The organism is Kitasatospora sp. Ki12, from assembly GCF_054601375.1.
The window spans coordinates 2714989-2733946 of record NZ_BAAIHT010000002.1 but is presented as its reverse complement, the minus strand read 5'-3'; the positions used below and the strand labels follow the sequence as shown (position 1 = coordinate 2733946).

Here is an 18958-nt window from a genome sequence, read left to right as displayed (position 1 = left end):
CGCGCAGGACGCGCAGAGGCCACACCGGTGCGCGCAGGGGACAGCCGGGGCCGGTGCGCGGGCGGTACCCCGACGGGCTCAGAGCGCGGCGAGCTCGCCGAGCACCGCGGCGGTGTCGGCCGGGCGGGAGAACATCGGCCAGTGCCCGGTGGGCAGTTCGCGCAGCTCCCAGTTGGCCCCGGCCATCCCCGCGAAGTACGGGTGGCCGGCCGCGATCAGCTCGCGGACCTGGGAGAGCGGGAAGGAACAGGACACCAGGGCGTGCGGCAGCGCCGCGCCCGCGCCGGTCAGCCGCAGTTCGTCCCGGTACACCCCGGCCGGGTGCGGGGTGGCGAGGGAACGGACCCGCGCCAGGGTGGCCTCGTCCAGCCCCTCCACACTGGCGCCCTGGCCGTTCAGGTACTCCCAGGACGGCATCGGGAGCCAGCCGTCGACCACCGAGGCCTCGGCCGTCCGCTGGTAGTCGGGCGACCAGAGGTCGAAGAGCCTGGCGCCGTCGACCAGCGGGCCGCTGTCCAGGTAGACCACCCGGCGGATCCGCTCCGGCATCCGGTCCGCGAGCCCGCCCACCGGGGCGCAGGCGCCGCTGTGGGCGACCAGGACGACCTCCCACAGGTCCTCGCGGACCAACAGGTCGGCCAGGTCGTCGATGTGCTCCGCCAGGCCGAACTCGCCGCTCTCGCCCGCCCGTTCGGCCACCCCGGGCAGAGTGACCGGATGGACGGCGTGCCCGGCGGCGCGCAGCGGCGCGGCCACCTCGTCCCAGGCCCAGGCGCCGAGCCAGAACCCCGGGACCAGTACGAACGTGCTCATGGCGGATCGCTCCTTCGTCGGTGGGACCGCTGTCACCACGACTCTAGGAGTGGAACAGGCACGCGTCGCCGGATATACGCGCCCGCGGCACGAGCGTCGTGCCGCGGGCGCGTGGGGCTCAGGCCTGGCCGTCGGCCGCCTGCTCCTCGGCGACCTTGCGCTTCACCTCGGCCATGTCCAGGCCGCGGGCCTGGCCGATCAGGTCCTCGAAGACCGCCTCCGGCAGCGCGCCGGCCTGCGAGAAGACGAGCACGCCCTCACGGATGATCGCCAGCGTCGGGATCGACTGGATGCCGAACGCGGAGGCCAGCTCCTGCTGCGCCTCGGTGTCGACCTTGGCGAAGACCAGGTCGGAGTGGCGCTCGGCCGCCTTCTCGTACACCGGGGCGAACTGGCGGCAGGGACCGCACCAGCCGGCCCAGAAGTCGATGAAGACGAAGTCCTTGCCCTCCGGGCCGGGGACGATGTCGTCGAAGTTCTCCTTGGTCAGCTCGACCGTGCTGCTCATCTCGCGATTCCTTCCCTTCCGGAGGCTCCGGTACAGATCGTGTGCCCGCGACAACGGTGCTGCTCGGCAGCGTATTCCGGGGCGTCCGGCGTTGAGCGGCAGGCCGCCGCCGCCCGTACTGGAGGGTGTCCGGTCCGCTCCGACCACGGGAGGAACCCCATGCGCACCGAACCCCGCACCCGCCGGGCCGCCGTGCTGGCCGCCTCGGGCATCGCGGTGGCCGCCCTGATCGCCGGCTGCGGCTCGTCCGGGGGCGGCACCTCCGCTTCGCCGAGCACCCCGAGTACTCCGAGTACTCCGAGTACTCCGAGTACTCCGAGTGCCCCGAGCAGCCCGAGTACCCCGAGCAGCCCGAGCGCCCCGGCGGGCGCGACCCTGCGGACGGCCACCGACCCCAAGCTGGGCACGATCGTCACCGACAGTGCCGGGTTCACGCTCTACCGCTTCGACCAGGACCGGAGCAACCCGCCGGAGTCCTCCTGCAACGGCAGCTGCGCCGTCATCTGGCCGCCCGAGCACGTCAACGGCGACGTCACGGTGAAGGGCATCGACAGCAAGCTGGTCGGAACCGTCACCCGCTCCGACGGCACCAAGCAGGTCACCCTCAACGGCTGGCCGGTCTACCGCTACTCGCCGGACACCAAGCCCGGCGACACCAAGGGCCAGGGCGTGGGTGGCACCTGGTTCGCGGTGACCCCGAGCGGCGGCAAGGCGGGTACCGGCCCGGGCACCACCCCGAGCCCGGCCACGCCGAGCCCCGCGACCCCCGCTCCCGCCACCCCCCGTCCCACCACCCCCACGCCGATGCCCGGCATCCCGGGGTACTGACCGGTGTCGACCGCCCTCGACCAGGAGGCCCGGGTGCGCAACGATGAAGTGGTGATCGAGGAGCACCCCGTCGGCGCCACGGCCGGCCAGGGAGCGGGGGCGTCGGACGAGGAGTTGATGCGCGCCCTGTACCACGAGCACGCCGCTCCGCTGTTCGGCTTCGTGCTCCACCTCGTCGCCGGCGACCGGCAGCGGGCCGAGGACGTCGTCCAGGAGACGCTGGTCCGCGCCTGGCGCAACATCGGCCGGCTCGACCCGGCGGCGGGCTCGCTGCGGCCCTGGCTGGTCACCGTCGCCCGGCGGATCGTGATCGACGGGCACCGCAGCGCCCTGGCCCGGCCGCGCGAGGTGGACGCGTCCGCCCTGGAGGTGCTGCCCGCCGAGGACGAACTCGACCGGGCACTGCGGATGATGACCGTCGCGGACGCGCTCGGCGACCTCTCGCCGGCGCACCGGGAGGTCATCGTCGAGACCTATCTGAAGGGCCGCACGGCCAACGAGGCGGCCGTCGAACTCGGCATCCCGGCCGGGACGGTACGGTCGCGGGTGTTCTACGCACTGCGCTCGCTCAGGCTCGCGCTGGAGGAACGGGGAGTGACATCGTGACCGAACACCCCGACCCCGTGCCCGGAGGAGCCCCCGTGCCCGGCGGCCCGGACCCGGCGCCCGGCGGCCCGCCGCACGTCGACGCCGGCGCCTACGTGCTCGGCCTGCTGGAGCCGGCCGAGCACGCCGCCTTCGAACAGCACCTCGCCGGCTGCCCGTGGTGCGCCGAGCAGGTGGCCGAACTCGGCTTCGTGGAACCGCTGCTGGCCGAGTACGCGGCCGCCGCGACGACCGCCGGACTCGACCCGGCCGGCCCCGCTCCACGCCCGGACCCGCGGCTCCTGGACCGGCTGGTCGCCGAGGTCGGCACCCGCCGGCGGCGGGGCCGGGTGCGGCGGCTGGCCGTGGCCCTGGCCGCGACCGCGGCGGTGGTGGCGGGCCCCGCCGTCACCGCGGCGGTGCTCAGCGCCGACGGCCCCCCGGCCGTGGTCGCCGTGGCCGAACAGTTCAGCGCCACCGACCCGACCACCGGCGCGCACGCCACCGTCGGCGTCGACGGCACCACCTGGGGCAGCCGGATCAGCCTGCAACTCGGCGGCGTCCAGGGCCCGTTGACCTGCAGCCTGATCGCCGTACCGCGCAGCGGGGCGCAGCAGACGGTGACCACCTGGTCCGTCCCGGCGAACGGCTACGGGGACCACGAGGGAGTGCTGCGCACCACCGGCGGCGCGGCCCTCCAACCCGGCGACATCGACCACTTCGAGGTGCGCGTCCAGGACACCGGCGCCCTCCTGGTCACCGTCCCCGCGCACCGGGCCTGACTCAGTACGGCCCGTGCGGGTAGAGGTACGCGGTCAGCCGCTCGATCCTGGCCGTGCCCCGCAGGCCCGGCCAGTGCGGGTCCGGCCCGCCGGTGCCCGACATGTGCTCCCGCCGCCACGTGCGGCTCCAGCCGACCCGGATCGTCGGCTCGAAGACGTGCCACCGCCCGCACGGGCACGGCGTCAGCACCCGCGCGCAGGAGCGGCAGAGCTCGGCCCGGTCGTCGCAGGCCGGGAGCGACACCGGCGGGCCCTCCTCACCGCAGGCCGGGCAGCCGGGCAGCTCGGCGCCGTCCAGCAGCGCGTTCTGCCGCCGGACGTAGTCGGGCAGGCTCAACGGCGGGTGCAGGAAGGGGTCGCGGTGCCAGGCCGCGTCCAGCGACCCCCACCGGTACCGGTCCCACCACGGCGTCACCGACGGCCGCCGCCGTCCGGCCCGCTTCTGTGCCCGGCGGTCCGCCGCATACGCCTCTGACCGGGCCCGCCACAGCTCCCGCGCCTCGTGCAGCTCGTCCACCGCGCGGACCAGCGCCTCCGGGTCCGTCTCCAGGTGCCGGGGCATCCGGGCGCTGACGGTGAGGTGGTGGTAGGTCGCCCGCAGGCCGTACGGGGCGAAGAGGGTCAGGCAGGTCCGCAGCGCGCTGTGCCGCCGGTGGGCCGGGAGCGAAGGGTCGTGCACCCGGGCCCGGTGGGTGTGGAAGCTGGTCATGCCGGGGGTTCCAGATCGAGGGCGCGGGCGAGTGCGGCGGTGAGGGCGGCGGCGTGGCCGGGCAGCTGCCGCTCGGCCCAGGCCGCGGCGAGGGCCAGGAAACCGCGCAGGTCGCGCTCGGCTCCGGCGAGCAGGCGGCGCAGTTCCTCCGGCGGCAGCTCGATCACCGGGCTGTCGGCGTCGTCGGCGTCCTGGGTCAGCTTGACGGTCCGGCCGACCCATTCGACCCGGGCGTCCGGGTCGTGGCCGAACCAGGCCGCGCCGCCGCCGTCGGTCACGCCCAGCCAGCCGCGCCACTCCTCCAGGCCGGTGCAGCAGCCCGGGACGAAGACGGTGCCGGTGGCGGAGTCGGTCACCCGCAGGCCGCCGGGCGCGTACGGGTCGGGGTCGGTGAGCAGCCCGTGCAGGAAGCCGCCCAGCGGGTCCTCCGGGCGGGGGCCGCGCTCGGCGTCCGCCTCGGGGTCGAGCTCGACGTCGTTGACGTCGGCCAGCCGCCACACCGCGGTGCCGACCTCGGCCGGCGTCAGCGACCCGTTCAGCACGAGGTGGTCGAACGGCTTGTGGTCGCCCGTCGGCCAGAACGTGAAGCCCTCGGGGGCGAAGATCTCCAGGACGGGCTGCATCGACATCATCGGGGGATCATGCCGGACGTCCCGCCCGCCCCGCCAAGCGATTACGCCGCGTCCGCCGCGATCCGGGCCAGCACCCGCCCGCAGTGCCGGGCGAAGGCGCGCTGGGCGAGCGGGAGCAGCGGGCCGGCCAGCCGGGCCCACCAGACGACCGGGCGGCTGAAGGCGGTGACGGTGAACCGGACGCCGCCGTCCGGGCCCAGCTCGACCAGGAAGGTCTCCTCGCCGCGCGCCAGGTGGCCGTGCCGGGTGCCGTAGGTGAAGCCGTAGCGGTCCGGGCCCTCGACGGTGTGGAGCACCCGGTTGGGGGCGCCGGCCCGCAGCGGGCCGACCCCGATCGCGCAGCGGACGGCGACGCCCGGGGCGGCCCGCTCCGCCCCGGCGTCGATCCGGACGCCCGCCAGACGGTGCATCCGCCAGCCGAGCAGGGCGGCGCCGGCGACCTCCAGGGCGGGCCGGCCGCGGCCGATCAGCGCCTGGTGACGCAGGTGGTGGTAGCCGGGCGGCAGGTCGCCGGTGCGGCTGGCGCCCGTCTCGGGGTAGCTGAAGTCGTTCATCGCCGGGCCTCCGGGGCGGGGGTAGGACGGTCGGGGGTGGGGCGGCCGGGGGTTCGACGGCCGGGAACATGACGGTCGGGGGCGGGGCGGTCGGCGGTGAGCCGGCGCCAGGCGAGCAGGGCGCAGAGGGCGAAGCCGAGCGCGTTGCCGACGCCGTGGGTGGCGGCCATCCAGCCCAGGGTGGGGTGGGGGAGCCTGGCGGCCCGGCCGAGCGCCCACCAGAGGGCGAGCACCATGGTGAGCGCGAGGACGGCCGAGGAGAGGGCGAGCAGCCGGGCGGTGACGGCGTCGCCGCGGGGGCGCAGCTCGCGCCAGGTGACCAGGCCCACCAGCCACATCCCGGTGGTCAGCACCAGGGCGCCGGCGAACTGCCACCAGTTGCCGAGGAAGTACCCGGCGAGCACCAGCAGGGTGCCGGCCGGGACGCTGAGCGCCGCGCAGCGGGCCGCGGTCGCGGCCGGGCCGGGTGCGGCGGCGCGGCAGACCAGTCCGGCGACCAGGGCCGCGGTGAAACCCGCGAAGTGGAAGTGCGGGACGGTCAGTGCCAGGATGTGTGGTTCGAAGCCGAACAACGGGTAGCCGGAGCGTTCGGCGACCAGTGCGACCCCGGCCACCGAGGGCGCGGCGAGCGCGGTGAGCACCGCGATCTCGGCGGGTGCCACCGAGCGGGTGCGGGCCAGGCGCAGCGGTGCGTGCAGGGCGATGACCAGGGTGCCCAGCGCGTAGACGACGGCGGGGCCGGTGGCGAGGCCGCCGCGCGGCAGCCAGAGCGAGAGCGCTCCGGGTACGGCGGCGAGCGGCCAGAGCCGGCGGATCCGGGCCAGCCCGGGTTCGTCGACCAGGGCGAGGCCGAGCGGGACGACGGCGCCCATGCCGAGCAGGACCAGCAGGTCCACCAGTTCGGTGGTGCCCTTTCCCATGGTGGACAGACCCTCCTTGAACGCGTTCAAATGAGCTTCGCCGCCGACTCTACGCCGCGGACTTGAACGCGTTCAACTTGGCTCGGGGTCGGCCGCCGGCCAGGCCCGGGGCCGCCGCTGACCCGGCCCTGACCTGGCCCCGTTCCGGCTGGCCTGGTGTTCACGCTGGGTGCGGCGCACTCTGGAGGAGTAACCGATGGAGGTGATCCGCCATGCAGACTCTGGTCGGTTGGCACATCGAGATGGAGTTCCGTGAGGACGGTCCGCGCACCAGCGCCGCCGCCCTGCTCCGGCTCGGCGACGGGACGGAACTGCGTGCCCACGGGTACAGCAGCCGCCACCCCTCCGACCCGGACCAGCTGCGGGTCGGCGAAGAGGTCGCGGGCGCCCGCGCGCTCAACGACCTCGCCTCCCAGCTGCTCACCAAGGCCCACGGTGAGATCCAGGAGGTCAGCCCGGTCCCGACCCACCCGCTGTCGTGACCGCCCCGCGCGCGGGCGGCGGCACCGGATCGGAGCCGGCCCGCCCGCGGATCCCGCTGATCTGCCCGCGCTGCGGCCACGAGCAGCAGGTGGTGCCCGGTGGCCCGGGGCGGGTGGTCAAGGTCGTCCACGTCGGGACCGGCCGGGAGGCCTGCGAGCCCGGGGACCTGGCGCAGGCGCCGGACGACGAGGACTGAGACGAGGGAGCCGGGCCGGGAACGTCGAGCGCCGGGAGCGCCGAGCGCCGCACGCCTGAGACGCCGCGCACCGGGAGGCGCCGAGCGCCGAGCCCGCACGCTCGCCGGGCCCCCGTCCCCCGGGCCCGGCGAACGTACGGGCTCGGCCGCCCCGCCGCCGCCGTCAGTTGACGCAGTAGCTGCCTGGCAGCTGCCATTCCGGCCCGACCAGCCGCCGCTCCAGCTCGTTCGGGGTGATCCGGATCCCGACCGTCCCGGCCAGTCCGACCCGGAACCGGCTGCGGGCGAGCGCGACCAGCGCCGTCAGGCCGTACTTGTTGATCAGCGAGGTGCGGTAGCGCGCGGTGGCGTCTGCGTCGCAGAGCCGGGCGCGGGCCGGGACGGGGCGCCCGGTCGGGCGACCGTGGGCGTCGCAGGGGCCGATCAGCACCCGGGGGCGGCGGCGGATCCGTTCGGCCTCGCCCGAGTGGGCGGGGGCCCAGACGCCGAGCGCCGTGCCGTCCTGCACCACCCAGAGCTGGGACTCGATCCGGGTGCCGTCCTCGTCGAAGGTGGTGAGCAGGAGGTATCTGCTGTCGGCGAGCTGGGGGGCGGTTCGGTGGTGCACGATGTCCTCCCTCTGGCGTCGGGGCAGGGGCGTCGGCGGCGGGCGTGTCGGGGCGTCGGCGTCGGGTCAGTGCCCGGGGCCGTCGGTGATCTCGCGGTACTCCTCGGCCGTCGGCTTGGGGATCCGGCTGCCCTCGCCGTGGAGCCCGCGGGACAGCCGCGCCCGGGTGCGGGTGAGCGCCCCCGCCGGACGGGCCACTCCATTCTCGTCCACCGGGGCGGGCAGTTCGAGGGGGTGGGGCTGCTCGTGTGCGGTGAGCCGGTGGAGCTCGGCGGGCGTGAGCCCGGCGTGCACCTCGGTGAACTCGCCGTGCGGCAGGCGCTTGACGACGCCGGTCTCGCGGCCGTGCAGCACCTTGTCGCGGTCCCGGCGCTGCAGGCCGAGGCACCACCGCTTGGTGATCACGAAGACGGCCACCGGCACGGCGAAGAACCCGGCCCGGACGGCGTAGGTGATGGTGTTCAGCGACAGGTGGAAGTGGGTGGCGATCAGGTCGTTGCCGCCGCCCACGAGCATCACCAGGTAGAGGCTGATCCAGGCGGCGCCGAACGCGGTGCGGACGGGCGCGTTGCGTGGCCGGTCGAGCAGGTGGTGCTCGCGCCGGTCGTCGGTCGCCCAGCTCTCGACGAACGGGTAGGCGGCGATGGCGAAGAGGATCACCGGGAACAGCAGGAACGGGATCAGCACCCCGAGGTTGAGGGTGTGGCCGCCCCGGACGCCGACCTCCCAGCCGGGCATCACCCGGATCAGGCCCTCGGCGAAGCCCATGTACCAGTCGGGCTGGGCGTCGGTGGAGACCTGGTCCGGACGGTACGGGCCGTACGCCCAGATCGGGTTGATCGTGGCGACCGCCGACATCAGCGCGATGACGCCGAAGACCAGGAAGAAGAACCCGCCGGCCTTGGCCAGGTAGACCGGCATCAGCGGCATGCCGACCACGTTCTTCTCGGTCCTGCCCGGGCCCGCCCACTGGGTGTGCTTGTGGTGGAAGACCAGGATCAGGTGCGCCACCAGGAGTCCGAGCATGATGCCCGGGACCAGTAGCACGTGGACGGTGAAGAACCGCGGCACGATGTCGTGGCCCGGGAACTCCCCGCCGAACAGGAACATCTGGATGTACGTGCCGACCAGCGGCACCGCCAGCACCACGCCCTCGATGAACCGGATTCCGGTGCCCGACAGCAGGTCGTCCGGCAGTGAGTAGCCGAAGAAGCCGTCCAGCATGCCGAGGAAGAGCAGCAGGAAGCCGAAGAGCCAGTTGATCTCGCGCGGCTTGCGGAAGGCGCCGGTGAAGAACACCCGCATCATGTGCACGAACATGGCCGCGACGAAGACGACCGCCGCCCAGTGGTGGATCTGCCGGATCAGCAGACCGCCGCGGACCTCGAAGCTGATGTCCACGGTGGAGGCGTAGGCCTCCGACATCCCGATGCCCTTGAGCGGCACGTAGGAGCCGTCGTAGACGACCTCGCCCATGCTGGGCTTGAAGAACAGGGTCAGGTAGACGCCGGTCAGGATGATGATCAGGAAGGTGTAGAGGCAGATCTCGCCCAGCATGAAGGACCAGTGGTCCGGGAAGACCTTGCGCAGGTTGGTCCTGGCCAGGGTGTAGATCCCCAGCCGGCCGTCCGCCCAGTCGGCGGCCTTCTGCCCCCGCCCTGGGCTCTGATTCCGGGTCATGTGCACGCACCTCGGTCCAACGGAACCGGGGAGATGTCCCCGCTTCGCACTGGGCCCCACCATAATCGGGGAGTGATCCCCACTTCCAGTCGGGGGTGCGTTCGAGGCCTCGAGGTCCCAAAGGCACGGGCCGCCCGGAAACGGCGAGCGGCCCGCCCGGTGTCGTGGAACACCGGACGGGCCGCGTACGCACCCGAGTCACCCCTTGGGCGTCAGTGCACCAGCACCGGCACCGCGTCGTTCTGCGCGTCGTCCGCACCGGCGCCCGCACCCGGACCCGCGTCGGGCCGGCCGGCGTTGATGAAGGTGAAGGCGACGGCGCCGGCGGCCACCAGGATCCCGAAGGACACCCAGATCGCGGTCGAGAACCCGTGCACCATGCCCTGGAACTGCAGGGCCTTGGCGGCCTCCGGGGAGGCGGCGGCCGCGGCGGTGGCGTGCGAGGCCAGCCAGGTGGTGGTCGCGCTGGCCGCGATCGTGTTCAGCAGCGCGGTGCCGATGGCGCCGCCGACCTGCTGCGAGGTGTTGACCATGGCGGAGGCCACGCCCGCGTCGCGCGGCTGGACGCCGTGCGTGGCGAGGCTCATGGCCGGCATGAACGCGGTGCCCATGCCGAGGCCCATCAGGACCAGGCCCGGCAGGATCAGCGCCGGGTAGGAGGTGTCCAGGCCGATGTGGGTCAGCAGGAACATGCCGACCGAGGCGACCAGGAAGCCGGGCGCCATCAGGTAGCGCGCCGGGACCCGGGTCATCAGCCGGGCGCCGATCTGGGTCGAGCCGGTGATCATGCCCGCCACCATCGGCAGGAAGGCCACGCCGGTCAGCACCGGGCTGTAGCCGAGCACGATCTGCAGGTAGTAGGTCAGGAAGAGGAACAGACCGAACATGCCGATCACGGCCATGCCCAGCGACAGGTACACCCCGCCGCGGTTGCGGTCCAGCACCACGCGCAGCGGCAGCAGCGGGGCCTTGACCTTGAGCTCCACCACCACGAAGGCGGCCAGCAGCACGGCGGCCGCGGCGAACAGGCCCAGGGTGCTGCCGGACGTCCAGCCGGCGGACTCGGCCCGGGTGAAGCCGTACACCAGCGAGACCAGACCGGTGGTCACCAGCAGCACGCCGGGGACGTCCAGCTTGTTGCGGTTGCGGCCCTCGGCGGGCTCGCGGATCACCAGCACGGCGCCGGCGGCGGCCACGATGGCGAACGGGATGTTGACGAAGAAGGTCCAGCGCCAGTTCATGTACTCGGTGAGCAGGCCGCCGAGGATCAGGCCGATGGCGCCACCGCCACCGGCGATCGCACCGTAGATGCCGAACGCCTTGGCGCGCTCCTTGGCCTCGGTGAAGGTCACCGCGAGCAGCGAGAGCGCGGCCGGGGCGAGCAGCGCGCCGAAGACGCCCTGCAGGGCGCGGGCGCCGAGCAGCATCGAGGTGTTCACCGCGGCGCCGCCCAGGGCGGAGGCGAGGGCGAAGCCGATCAGGCCGACGGTGAAGGTCCGCTTGCGGCCCCAGAGGTCCGCGATCCGGCCGCCGAACAGCAGCAGGCCGCCGAAGGCCAGCGCGTAGGCGGTGATCACCCACTGGCGGTTGCCGTCGGTGATGCCGAGGTCCCGCTGGGCGGAGGGCAGGGCGATGTTCACGATGGTCGCGTCGAGGACGACCATCAGCTGGGCGAGGCCGATGAATATCAGCGCCTTCCAGCGCCGGGGATCGGGCAGCGTCGCCGGTCGGGCGTCGGTTTGAGACATGGGGGTACTCACTTCACGGTGCGTGGTGTGCGGGCGCGGTCGACTCCCGTACGGGAACGGAGGGTTGCCGCACAGGGAGAGGTGCTTCGGGTGCTTCGGGGCGTGCCGGTCCGGGCCGGGGCGAGCCGTGGCTCAGGAGCGCGGGCCGCCCGGTGCCGCCGGTCGGATCAGGTGTCGGATCAGGGTTCGGATCAGGTCTGGTGCGTCGGTCAGTTCTTGGGCTGGAGGTCCTCGAAGGTCGCCGCCCGGCCGGGCAGGACCGAACGGACCGGCGTGCGCAGGCCGTCCAGGAAGATCTGCAGGTGCCGGTGGACGAAGTCGTCGAGCATCAGGCAGGAGGTGTTCGGCAGCGGTCGGGCCAGTTGGCTCAGCGCGATGAAGAGGTCACCGTGCGCGACGTCCGGCCGCAGCTCGCCCGCGGCCCGGGCGCGCTCCATCAGCCCGCCCACGGCGGACTGCAGGCGCTCCCGGACCTCGGTCAACTGCGGGTCGTGCGGGTCGACATGGTTGCTGAACAGGGTGCAGAGACCGCCGACCTTCTCCGCGACGGTCGCGTGCGCGAACCGCTGCAGAGCGTCGAACGGGCCGTCGCCGTCGACGGCGTCCGCCTCCACCGTCGCCGTCTCGGCGAGGGCCAGGATGCGGTTCTTGACGAGCACCGCCACCTCTTGGATCAGCGCCATCCGGTCCGGGAAGTTCCGGTAGAGAGTGGCGTTGCCGACCCCAGCCCGCTTCGCGATCTCGTCCAGCGGCGCATCGGCACCGTGCTCGACGAACGCGTCCCGGGCCGCCAGCACGATCCGCTCCCGGTTCCGGCTCGCGTCCGCACGCAGCTTCGGCGTACGGGCGCTCCCGGCGGGACGGACCGACTCGGCGGTGGTGGTCACGACGACTGCTCCTTCAGAGTACCGGGGAAATTTTCCCCGCTTCGGCCAACGTACTCAGAAACGGGGAATCTGTCCCCGCAATTTCCTTCCGGACTGTGACCTGCATCACACCTCGGGGGCGTCCGTCCCGGCCGTCGGGCCCAGGTTGCGCTCCAGGCGTTCCAGCAGGCGCGCCAGCGTGGCGCGGTCCTCCTCGTCGAGACCGGCCAGGGTGATCGCCTCCAGCTCCCGCCAGGACCGCGCGACCTGATCGCGCAGCGCGCAGGCCGCCGCCGTCGCCTCGACCACCACGGCCCGCCGGTCGGTCTCGCTGCGCCGGCGCCGCAGGAACCCCGCCTGCTCCAGTCGCTGCACCATCCGCGTCACGGTGGAGGCGTCCACCCCGAGCTCCTCGATCAGAGCCGCCTGCGGCTGCGGTCCGCGTTCCCAGAGCAGCATCATCAGCAGCTCCTGGCCGGCGTGCAGGCCGTGCGGGCGCAGCAGGCGCTCGGCGTTCGCCCGGTGCAGCCGGGAGACCCGGGCGATGGCCTGGCTGGTGCCGCCCGCCTCGGCGAGGGGCTGGTTCCTTGAGTCACGCACGCGGCCGATTGTACGGGCAAGCAGTTTTCGTTCGGTATGCCTCGGGGCCTTGCGCCGACTGGGGCCGAGGCGTTTACTTGGCCGCGCAAGCACATTGCTTGGCCGAACAAGTAACTGGGGGAGCCAGTCATGCGAGTCATCAGCCGGACCGTGCGCGTCAACGACCCCGCCGACCCGGACGAGGTGTTCCTCACCCGGGACGACGTCTGGGCCGCCCTGGAGCGCAAGGCCGAGAACGCGGTGCCCGTCGTCGCCGCGATGGACGAGTGCACCGTCCTGGAGCGCACCGAGAACGGCCTGGTCCGCGAGGTGGTCTTCCACGGCGAGCGGGTCCGCGAGGAGATCGTCTTCCACCCCAAGACCCGGGTCAGCTTCTTCCGCGACGACGAGGCCGCCCGCTGGGTGATCCACAACGACATCGACGAGGACGAGCAGGGCCTCACCCTCACCTTCACCGGCGAACTCGACCTCGGCGGAGGCGAGGCGGAGGACGCCGCCGCCGACCGCATGCAGGCCGGCTACCTCCTGGCCATCCGGACCACCCTCAAGCTCGCCCGCGAGGCGGTGGGCAACGCCTGACGGCGGCCCGGCTCCGGCCGTGACCACCTCAATCGCCCGGTCGTTCGCACGGAGGAGCGTCCAGTCGAAGGAGCAGCGCCATGAACACGACCTCCGGCCGCCCACAGCTGCTGCCCGAAGAGTTCGAGGAACTCTCCGGCCTCACCTTTCGGGAGGTCGAGGGCCTTGAACTGGAGCTCCTCGGCGGGCGGCTGGGCGTCAGGCCTCGGCCGACCGGGACTCCGCCGAGGTCACCGTGTTCAGCCGCCCCAACGGCGTGCGGTACGAGCTCGCCCATGCCCTCCCGTCCGGCAAGACCGTCCACCTTCCCGAGCCGGTCGGCATCTCGCTGGACACCGAGCCGCTGAAGGACTGGGTGCGCTGATCCCGGGCATGGCTTCCCGGGGGTTGTCCGGCGGTCGGCCTAGGCTGTGGGCGTCCCGGGCGGCCGGTGGGCCGTGGGAGTCGGGAGGGGCCCGGCGGCCGGGTGGGCGAGGAGGTTCGCGATGGGCAGCGGTGAGACCGCCAGGGTGCGCTGTGTGGCGGCCGTTCCGTGCTGGGTGAGCCTGATCGCCCGGGACCTGGAGGGGGCGAAGGGTTTCTACGGGCCGTTGCTCGGCTGGGAGTTCGAGGCCGGGCCGGACCGTTTCGGGCCGTACGTGCACGCGGTGGTCGACGGGGAGGCGGTGGCCGGGCTCGGCCTCGCCGGCGGCGGGGCGATCCCGCTCGCCTGGACCAGCTACTTCGGCACCGAGAGCGCCGACGCCGCCGCCGACGCGGTGCGTGAGCGCGGCGCGACCCTGGCGGTCGGCCCGCTGGCCTTCGACGCCGGGCGGGTGGCCTTCGCGGCGGACCCGGCGGGCGCGGTGTTCGGCATCTGGGAGGGGCCGCTGGGCCGGGCCCGGAAGCTGGAGCTGCCCGGCGCGCCGGTCTGGATCGAGCTGCGCACCCCGGATCCGTTCGCGGCGGCGATGTTCTACGGCGAGGTGTTCCGCTGGGACGGCCGCGACCCGCAGCGCTTCGACGTCCGCTGGGAGCACGACCGGGTGGTGCTGCGCGCGGAGGGGAACAGCGTCGCGGCGCTGGCCAAGGAGCAGGCGGGCGGCCCGGCGGGGATGCCGCCGCACTGGGAGGTGTCCTTCGCCGTCCCGGACGCGGACCTGGCGCTGGACCGGGCGGTCGAGCTGGGCGGTGTGGCGCTGGGCCCGGTCTTCGACTCCCCGTACGGGCGGGTGGCCCGGCTGCGGGACCGCGAGGGCGCCCGGTTCGCGGTGATCAGCCCGAAGAACTGACCGGCCCGAAGAGCTGAGCCGCAGGAGGGCCGGAGGAGCCGGTCAGTCGGGTGTGCCGAGCGCCTGGCGCTCCGCCCGCAGCCGGTCGCCGAGCGCGGTGCGGGCGGCGGCCGGCAGGGCTTTGCGGGCGGCGGGGAAGAGCTGCTTCTCCTCGCCGCGCAGGTGGCGCCGGAGGGTGTCGGCGAGGCCGCGCAGCAGGGTGTCGAAGGCGGGGTCGTCGGCTCGGACCGCCTGCAGGTCGGAGAGGTACTGGCCGATCGCCAGGTGGTCGTGGATGCTGCGGAACACCAGCGCCCCGCCGTCGGGCACGTCGTGCTGGACCACCGGGAAGAGGTGTTCCTCCTCGGCGGCGCAGTGGGCGAACAGCAGGTCGGTGAGCCGGGCCAGCCGGTCGGCGCGCTCGGTTCCGCCGGCCGGGGCGGCCTGGACCGCGTCGAGCAGTTCGGTGACCGCCCGGTGGTCGGCGGTGAATTCGCCGAGGATGTCCGGCCTGCTGCTCATGGCGGGTCCGCCTCTCGCACGGAAACTGGCCCCCTACCTTCCAGTATCCGGCGCCGGGCCGGTCGGCCGGCCGGCCCGCGGGGGTGGGCCTTCGGTCACCCTCCGTCGCGCCGCCCGGTGAGGGCGAGCAGCCGGGTCTGCGGGGAGGCGTCGTCGGCGACCGGGACCGGCGGGTCGAAGAGTCCGCTGGCGGAGAGGTCGCCGTAGCCGGTGATCTCGCCGAGCGCGAAGTCGACGAGTTCGGCCGGGAGCCGGGTGAGCCGGCCGGTGCCTTCGGCGAGGTCCCAGGTGTGGATGACGAGGTCGGTGGTGAGCTGGTCGAGGTAGTACTGGCCGGTGACGTCGCCGAAGGAGAGGTGCACGGTCAGTTCGGTGGCGCCGGGGACGGCCCAGGCCTGTCGGGCGGCCTCGGCGGCGTCGGTCCAGGCGGCGAGGGGGTCGTCGCCGAGGACGTCGCCGTCGAAGCGGCCGCCGACCTCGGAGACGGTGGCGCCCATCAGCAGCTCGGGCACCCAGAGCTGCTCGCCGACGAGGTGGTTGACCAGGTCGCGGACGGTCCAGTCGCTGCACGGGGTGGGGGAGTCCCACTGGTCGGGGGTGATCAGCCGGACGCGTTCGCCGAAGGCGGCCAGGGCCTCGGGGTACGGGGTGCCGGTGCGGGTCTCCCGCTGGTGTTGCCTGCGTTGAGCCATGTCTCCACCCTGCCCCGGTGCGGGCGGGGGCCGCGAGTCGCCCACGGGGTGTCAGTTGTTCAAATTCGAACTCCAAGGTACGGTCGGGGGAGCGGCGGTTCAAATTTGAACAATGGGCGCCGGGGTGACGACCCCCGCCCGCCGCACACCCGCACCCCTCACGCCGGCCCCGCCGGCGACGACCGACCTTCGATCGATGGAGACGCGCATGCCGAGCAGCAGCCCGAGCACGACCGCCGCCACCAGTCCCACCCTCCGCCCGGCCCGGGAGTCCGCCGGGTCCGCGACGACCTCCCCGCACGCCTATGACGCGGGCCTCCTGTTGCTGCGCCTGGTCCTCGGCCTGACCATGGCCGCGCACGGCAGCCAGAAGCTGTTCGGCTGGTTCGGCGGCGGCGGGATCGACGGCACCGGTCAGTTCTTCACCATGAGCGGCTACCCGGCGGGCAACGTCATGGCCGTGGTGGCCGGTCTCACCGAGACGCTGGGCGGACTCGCCCTCGCCGTCGGCCTGCTGACCCCGCTGGCCGGTGCCGCGATCGTCGGCACGATGGTCAACGCGATCGCCGTGACCTGGGGCGGCGGCTTCTTCCTGCCGAAGGGCAACGAGTACGAGCTGCTGCTGACGGCCGGTGCCGCCGCGCTCGCGCTGACCGGTCCGGGCCGCTACGCGGTGGACCGCTTCCTGCCCGTGGTGCGGGCGCACCGGCTGGCGTACGGGGTGGCCGCGGTCGTGGTCGGCCTGGTGACGGCGGGTGTGATCCTGCTGCTGCGCAAGTAGCCCGGCCGGGCGCTCAGGGCGCCCTGGTCCGACAACAGACCGGCCCGGAGGCCGTGGTGGCGAACCGTCACCACGGCCTCCGCGCGTTTTCCCCGCGAATCGCGCACAGCAGCCAGGGTTCCCAAGGCCATGTGATGTGTGCCATGGTACATGTCACACTCCCCACCGTGTCCCCGACGGAACCGCCCCCACGCGGCGCCGTCGCCAACGGTCCTCGCCACCCCCACCGGCCGCGCCCCAATCGCGGCCGAAGACGGCCCGGAGGCCCCCACGTGAGTCCCGCACGGCTGCTGCGACTCCCGCAGGCAGCACGATTGCTGACGCTGTTCCTGTCCCTCTTCCTGGCGGTCGGCCTGTTCGCGCCGCAGAGCCAGGCCGCGCCCGCCGCCGCTCCCGGTGGCGCGCCCGCCCCCACCAGCCCGGCCGGACCGGCGCCGCAACCCGCCACCGGCACCGCCACCCCCGAACGCGGCGACGGCGAGGGGCAGTTCGCCTCCGCCGACCAGCGCGCCCCGCTGCCGCTGGACACCCGGCCCGCCGAGGTCCGGCCGGCCGCCACGTCCTTCCGGCTCGGCGCGGCGGCCGAACAGGCCTGCACCATCGGTGACTTCACCGGCCGCACCGGCAGCGACCTGGTCCAGCACATCAAGGCCGCCGACATCCAGTGCGTCAACAGCCTCTTCCAGCTCACCGGCGGCGACGCGCGCGGCGCGTTCCGCGAGGAGCAGATGACCACGGTGGCGTACGCGCTGCGCGACGCGGCGGGCAGCTACCCGGGCGACAACTCCACCTCCGTCGAGCAGTTGGTGCTCTTCCTGCGCGCCGGCTACTTCGCGCAGTGGTACCACCCGGGTGACGTCGGTACGTACGGCACCGCCCTGCAGACGGCGATCCGCTCCGGGCTGGACGCGTTCTACGGCAGCGCCCACTCGCGCGACGTCGCCGCGGGCAACGCGCCGATCCTGAGCGAGGCCGTCACCCTGATCGACAGCGCGCAGGAGAACGTCCGCTACCTCCCGGTGGTCAAGCGGCTGTTGACCGACTACGACAGCGCCAGCTGGAACGCGGCCGGCATGGCCTGGTCGGTGAACCCGGTGTTCACCGTGCTGTTCCGCGGCCACCAGGTGGCCGGCTTCGACGCGGCCGTCGAGGCCGACCCGAGCCTGCTGGACACCCTCTCCGCCTTCGCCACCCGCAACAACGCCCTGCTCGGCGGCGACTTCGGCGTGCTGGTCTACAACGCCACCAAGGAGCTGGGCCGCTTCCTGAAGGACCCGGCGCTCCAGGCCAAGGTCCGTCCGCTGGCCAAGGCGCTGGTCGCCGGGGCGGCCCCGAACGGCCGCACCGTCTTCCAGTGGGCAGCCGTCGCCGAGGCGGTCGGCTACTACGACGCCGCCAACTGTTCGTACTACGGCACCTGCAACGCCGCCGACCAGCTCAAGGCCGGTGTGCTGACGGTGAACTACACCTGCAGCCCCAGCATCAAGCTGATCGCCCAGGCCCTGGACAGCACCCAGCTGGGCACCGCCTGCACCAGCCTGACCGGCCAGGACGCGTACTTCCACTCGGTGGCCAAGGACAAGGGCCCGGTCAAGGACGACGGCAACACCACGATCGAGGTCGTGGTCTTCCACTCCTCGCTCGACTACCAGGTGCTGGCCGCCGCCATCTACGGCATCGACACCAACAACGGCGGCATGTACCTGGAGGGCAACCCGGCGAAGGCCGGCAACCAGCCGCGCTTCCTCTGCTACGAGGCCGAGTGGGCCCGGCCGTCCTTCCAGATCTGGAACCTCAACCACGAGTACACCCACTACCTCGACGGCCGGTTCGACATGTACGGCGACTTCAACGCCGGCATGACGACCCCGACCGTCTGGTGGGTCGAGGGCTTCGCCGAGTACGTCTCCTACTCGTACCGGAAGGTGAGCAACGACGCCGCCATCGCGGCCGCCGGCCGGCACACGTACAAGCTGAGCGACCTCTTCGACACCGTCTACGGCGACCAGGACCGGGTCTACCGCTGGGGCTACCTGGCCGTGCGCTACATGCTGGAGCAGCACCGCTCCGACATGGACGCGGTCCTCGCCAAGTACCGGACCGGCGACTGGGCCGGCGCCCGCACCCTGCTGAAGACCACCATCGGCACCCGCTACGACGCCGACTTCGACAGCTGGCTGACCAGGTGCGCGAACGGCGCCTGCGCCACCACCCCGACCGTCCCGCAGGTGCCGGAGTGCACGGCGGCCGACACCCGGGTGCTGGACGCCGGCTGTGCCCGCAGCAACGTCGCGGCCACCACGGGCAACTACGCGCACTTCTACCTGCTGGTGCCGGCCGGTACCAAGCAGGTGAAGATCACCAGCAGTGGCGGCACCGGCAACGGTGACCTCTACTACAACCCGAGCGGCTGGGCGTACACCGGCAGCTACGCCACCCGCTCGGCCGGCCCGGACAACTCCGAGACGCTGACCGTGACGAACCCGCCGGCGGGTTACGTCTACTTCAGCCTCTACGCCCAGCAGGGCTTCAGCGGGGTGACCGTCACGAGCGAGATGTGAGCCGGACACGGCGAACGGACAGGTGACCGCCCCGGCGGAGCGCTTCGGCGCCCCGCCGGGGC

The 18958-nt window shown here is 73.3% G+C and carries 23 protein-coding genes; 10 read left to right on the top strand and 13 right to left on the bottom strand.

Translation table 11 applies throughout. The features are described 5' to 3' along the window. Positions 1-78: 78 nt before the first annotated feature. Positions 79-813, bottom strand: a complete 735-nt coding sequence (locus ACYP53_RS29735) for an alpha/beta fold hydrolase (RefSeq protein ID WP_459649652.1) — start codon at positions 811-813, stop codon at positions 79-81. 118 nt (positions 814-931) lie between these two features. Beyond that, entirely contained in the window at positions 932-1321 is a 390-nt protein-coding gene (locus ACYP53_RS29730) for a thioredoxin family protein (RefSeq protein ID WP_189925726.1), read from the bottom strand. 159 nt (positions 1322-1480) lie between these two features. Between ACYP53_RS29730 and ACYP53_RS29725 the strand changes: the two genes are divergently transcribed. Genes ACYP53_RS29725 through ACYP53_RS29715 form a run of 3 tightly spaced genes read left to right on the top strand, consistent with a single transcriptional unit; the run spans position 1481 to position 3516 of the window. Beyond that, positions 1481-2149 (top strand): hypothetical protein, encoded by a 669-nt coding sequence (locus ACYP53_RS29725; protein WP_459649651.1) that lies wholly within the window; start codon positions 1481-1483, stop codon positions 2147-2149. A 48-nt stretch (positions 2150-2197) separates the two neighbouring features. Further along, complete coding sequence (locus ACYP53_RS29720) at positions 2198-2755, top strand: sigma-70 family RNA polymerase sigma factor (RefSeq protein ID WP_459649849.1); 558 nt, start codon at positions 2198-2200, stop codon at positions 2753-2755. Next, entirely contained in the window at positions 2752-3516 is a 765-nt protein-coding gene (locus tag ACYP53_RS29715) for a zf-HC2 domain-containing protein (RefSeq protein ID WP_459649650.1), read from the top strand. The genes ACYP53_RS29720 and ACYP53_RS29715 overlap by 4 nt, the downstream gene beginning before the upstream one ends. Position 3517: 1 nt before the next feature. On the opposite strand, the gene ACYP53_RS29710 is transcribed toward ACYP53_RS29715, so the two are convergent. The 4 genes from ACYP53_RS29710 to ACYP53_RS29695 are packed head-to-tail and all read right to left on the bottom strand — an operon-like array spanning position 3518 to position 6331. After that, positions 3518-4225 carry a hypothetical protein gene (locus tag ACYP53_RS29710; RefSeq protein ID WP_459649649.1) on the bottom strand — a complete coding sequence of 236 codons (708 nt, stop codon included), beginning with the start codon at positions 4223-4225 and terminating at the stop codon, positions 3518-3520. Beyond that, on the bottom strand, positions 4222-4857 hold the full coding sequence (locus ACYP53_RS29705) for a hypothetical protein (protein WP_459649648.1): 636 nt from the start codon (positions 4855-4857) through the stop codon (positions 4222-4224). The genes ACYP53_RS29710 and ACYP53_RS29705 overlap by 4 nt, the downstream gene beginning before the upstream one ends. Positions 4858-4898: 41 nt before the next feature. Next, the gene (locus tag ACYP53_RS29700; RefSeq protein WP_189925737.1) at positions 4899-5411 is read right to left on the bottom strand and encodes a DUF1990 family protein; all 513 of its coding nucleotides are present in this window, start codon (positions 5409-5411) and stop codon (positions 4899-4901) included. Further along, positions 5408-6331, bottom strand: coding sequence for a YndJ family protein (locus ACYP53_RS29695; RefSeq protein ID WP_459649647.1), 924 nt, complete (start codon positions 6329-6331; stop codon positions 5408-5410). The genes ACYP53_RS29700 and ACYP53_RS29695 overlap by 4 nt, the downstream gene beginning before the upstream one ends. Before the next feature lie 212 nt (positions 6332-6543). Between ACYP53_RS29695 and ACYP53_RS29690 the strand changes: the two genes are divergently transcribed. Further along, on the top strand, positions 6544-6813 hold the full coding sequence (locus tag ACYP53_RS29690; protein ID WP_189925741.1) for a DUF1876 domain-containing protein: 270 nt from the start codon (positions 6544-6546) through the stop codon (positions 6811-6813). Then, a complete protein-coding gene (locus ACYP53_RS29685) occupies positions 6810-7010 on the top strand; it encodes a hypothetical protein (RefSeq protein WP_459649646.1) in 201 nt (66 codons plus the stop codon). Before ACYP53_RS29690 ends, ACYP53_RS29685 begins: the two co-directional genes overlap by 4 nt. 163 nt (positions 7011-7173) lie before the next feature. On the opposite strand, the gene ACYP53_RS29680 is transcribed toward ACYP53_RS29685, so the two are convergent. The 5 genes from ACYP53_RS29680 to ACYP53_RS29660 form a co-directional block, all read right to left on the bottom strand. Further along, a complete protein-coding gene (locus tag ACYP53_RS29680; RefSeq protein WP_189925745.1) occupies positions 7174-7617 on the bottom strand; it encodes a PPOX class F420-dependent oxidoreductase in 444 nt (147 codons plus the stop codon). Positions 7618-7683: 66 nt separating this feature from the next. Further along, complete coding sequence (gene qcrB, locus ACYP53_RS29675; protein WP_459649645.1) at positions 7684-9297, bottom strand: cytochrome bc1 complex cytochrome b subunit; 1614 nt, start codon at positions 9295-9297, stop codon at positions 7684-7686. Positions 9298-9509: 212 nt separating this feature from the next. Beyond that, the gene (locus tag ACYP53_RS29670; RefSeq protein ID WP_189925749.1) at positions 9510-11045 is read right to left on the bottom strand and encodes an MFS transporter; all 1536 of its coding nucleotides are present in this window, start codon (positions 11043-11045) and stop codon (positions 9510-9512) included. 209 nt (positions 11046-11254) lie between these two features. Beyond that, positions 11255-11932 (bottom strand): TetR/AcrR family transcriptional regulator, encoded by a 678-nt coding sequence (locus tag ACYP53_RS29665; protein WP_459649644.1) that lies wholly within the window; start codon positions 11930-11932, stop codon positions 11255-11257. Positions 11933-12037: 105 nt separating this feature from the next. Further along, positions 12038-12511, bottom strand: a complete 474-nt coding sequence (locus ACYP53_RS29660; RefSeq protein WP_229929234.1) for a MarR family winged helix-turn-helix transcriptional regulator — start codon at positions 12509-12511, stop codon at positions 12038-12040. A gap of 129 nt (positions 12512-12640) precedes the next feature. Between ACYP53_RS29660 and ACYP53_RS29655 the strand changes: the two genes are divergently transcribed. The 3 genes from ACYP53_RS29655 to ACYP53_RS29645 all read left to right on the top strand — a co-directional run bounded on the left by ACYP53_RS29655 (position 12641) and on the right by ACYP53_RS29645 (position 14361). Then, on the top strand, positions 12641-13090 hold the full coding sequence (locus tag ACYP53_RS29655; protein ID WP_189925753.1) for an SRPBCC family protein: 450 nt from the start codon (positions 12641-12643) through the stop codon (positions 13088-13090). A gap of 235 nt (positions 13091-13325) precedes the next feature. Continuing rightward, positions 13326-13454: a hypothetical protein gene (locus tag ACYP53_RS29650; protein WP_459649643.1), complete on the top strand. Its 129-nt coding sequence runs from the start codon at positions 13326-13328 to the stop codon at positions 13452-13454. Between the two features lie 121 nt (positions 13455-13575). Then, entirely contained in the window at positions 13576-14361 is a 786-nt protein-coding gene (locus ACYP53_RS29645; RefSeq protein WP_459649642.1) for a VOC family protein, read from the top strand. A 42-nt stretch (positions 14362-14403) separates the two neighbouring features. On the opposite strand, the gene ACYP53_RS29640 is transcribed toward ACYP53_RS29645, so the two are convergent. Both ACYP53_RS29640 and ACYP53_RS29635 read right to left on the bottom strand, forming a co-directional pair. Further along, positions 14404-14862: a hemerythrin domain-containing protein gene (locus ACYP53_RS29640; RefSeq protein ID WP_189925759.1), complete on the bottom strand. Its 459-nt coding sequence runs from the start codon at positions 14860-14862 to the stop codon at positions 14404-14406. A 95-nt stretch (positions 14863-14957) separates the two neighbouring features. After that, on the bottom strand, positions 14958-15554 hold the full coding sequence (locus ACYP53_RS29635; RefSeq protein ID WP_189925761.1) for a TIGR03086 family metal-binding protein: 597 nt from the start codon (positions 15552-15554) through the stop codon (positions 14958-14960). A gap of 208 nt (positions 15555-15762) precedes the next feature. On the opposite strand from ACYP53_RS29635, the gene ACYP53_RS29630 reads away from it, so the two are divergent. Both ACYP53_RS29630 and ACYP53_RS29625 read left to right on the top strand, forming a co-directional pair. Further along, positions 15763-16335 carry a DoxX family protein gene (locus tag ACYP53_RS29630; protein WP_459649641.1) on the top strand — a complete coding sequence of 191 codons (573 nt, stop codon included), beginning with the start codon at positions 15763-15765 and terminating at the stop codon, positions 16333-16335. Between the two features lie 272 nt (positions 16336-16607). Beyond that, the gene (locus tag ACYP53_RS29625) at positions 16608-18896 is read left to right on the top strand and encodes a M9 family metallopeptidase (protein ID WP_459649640.1); all 2289 of its coding nucleotides are present in this window, start codon (positions 16608-16610) and stop codon (positions 18894-18896) included. The last annotated feature ends 62 nt before the right edge of the window (positions 18897-18958 follow it).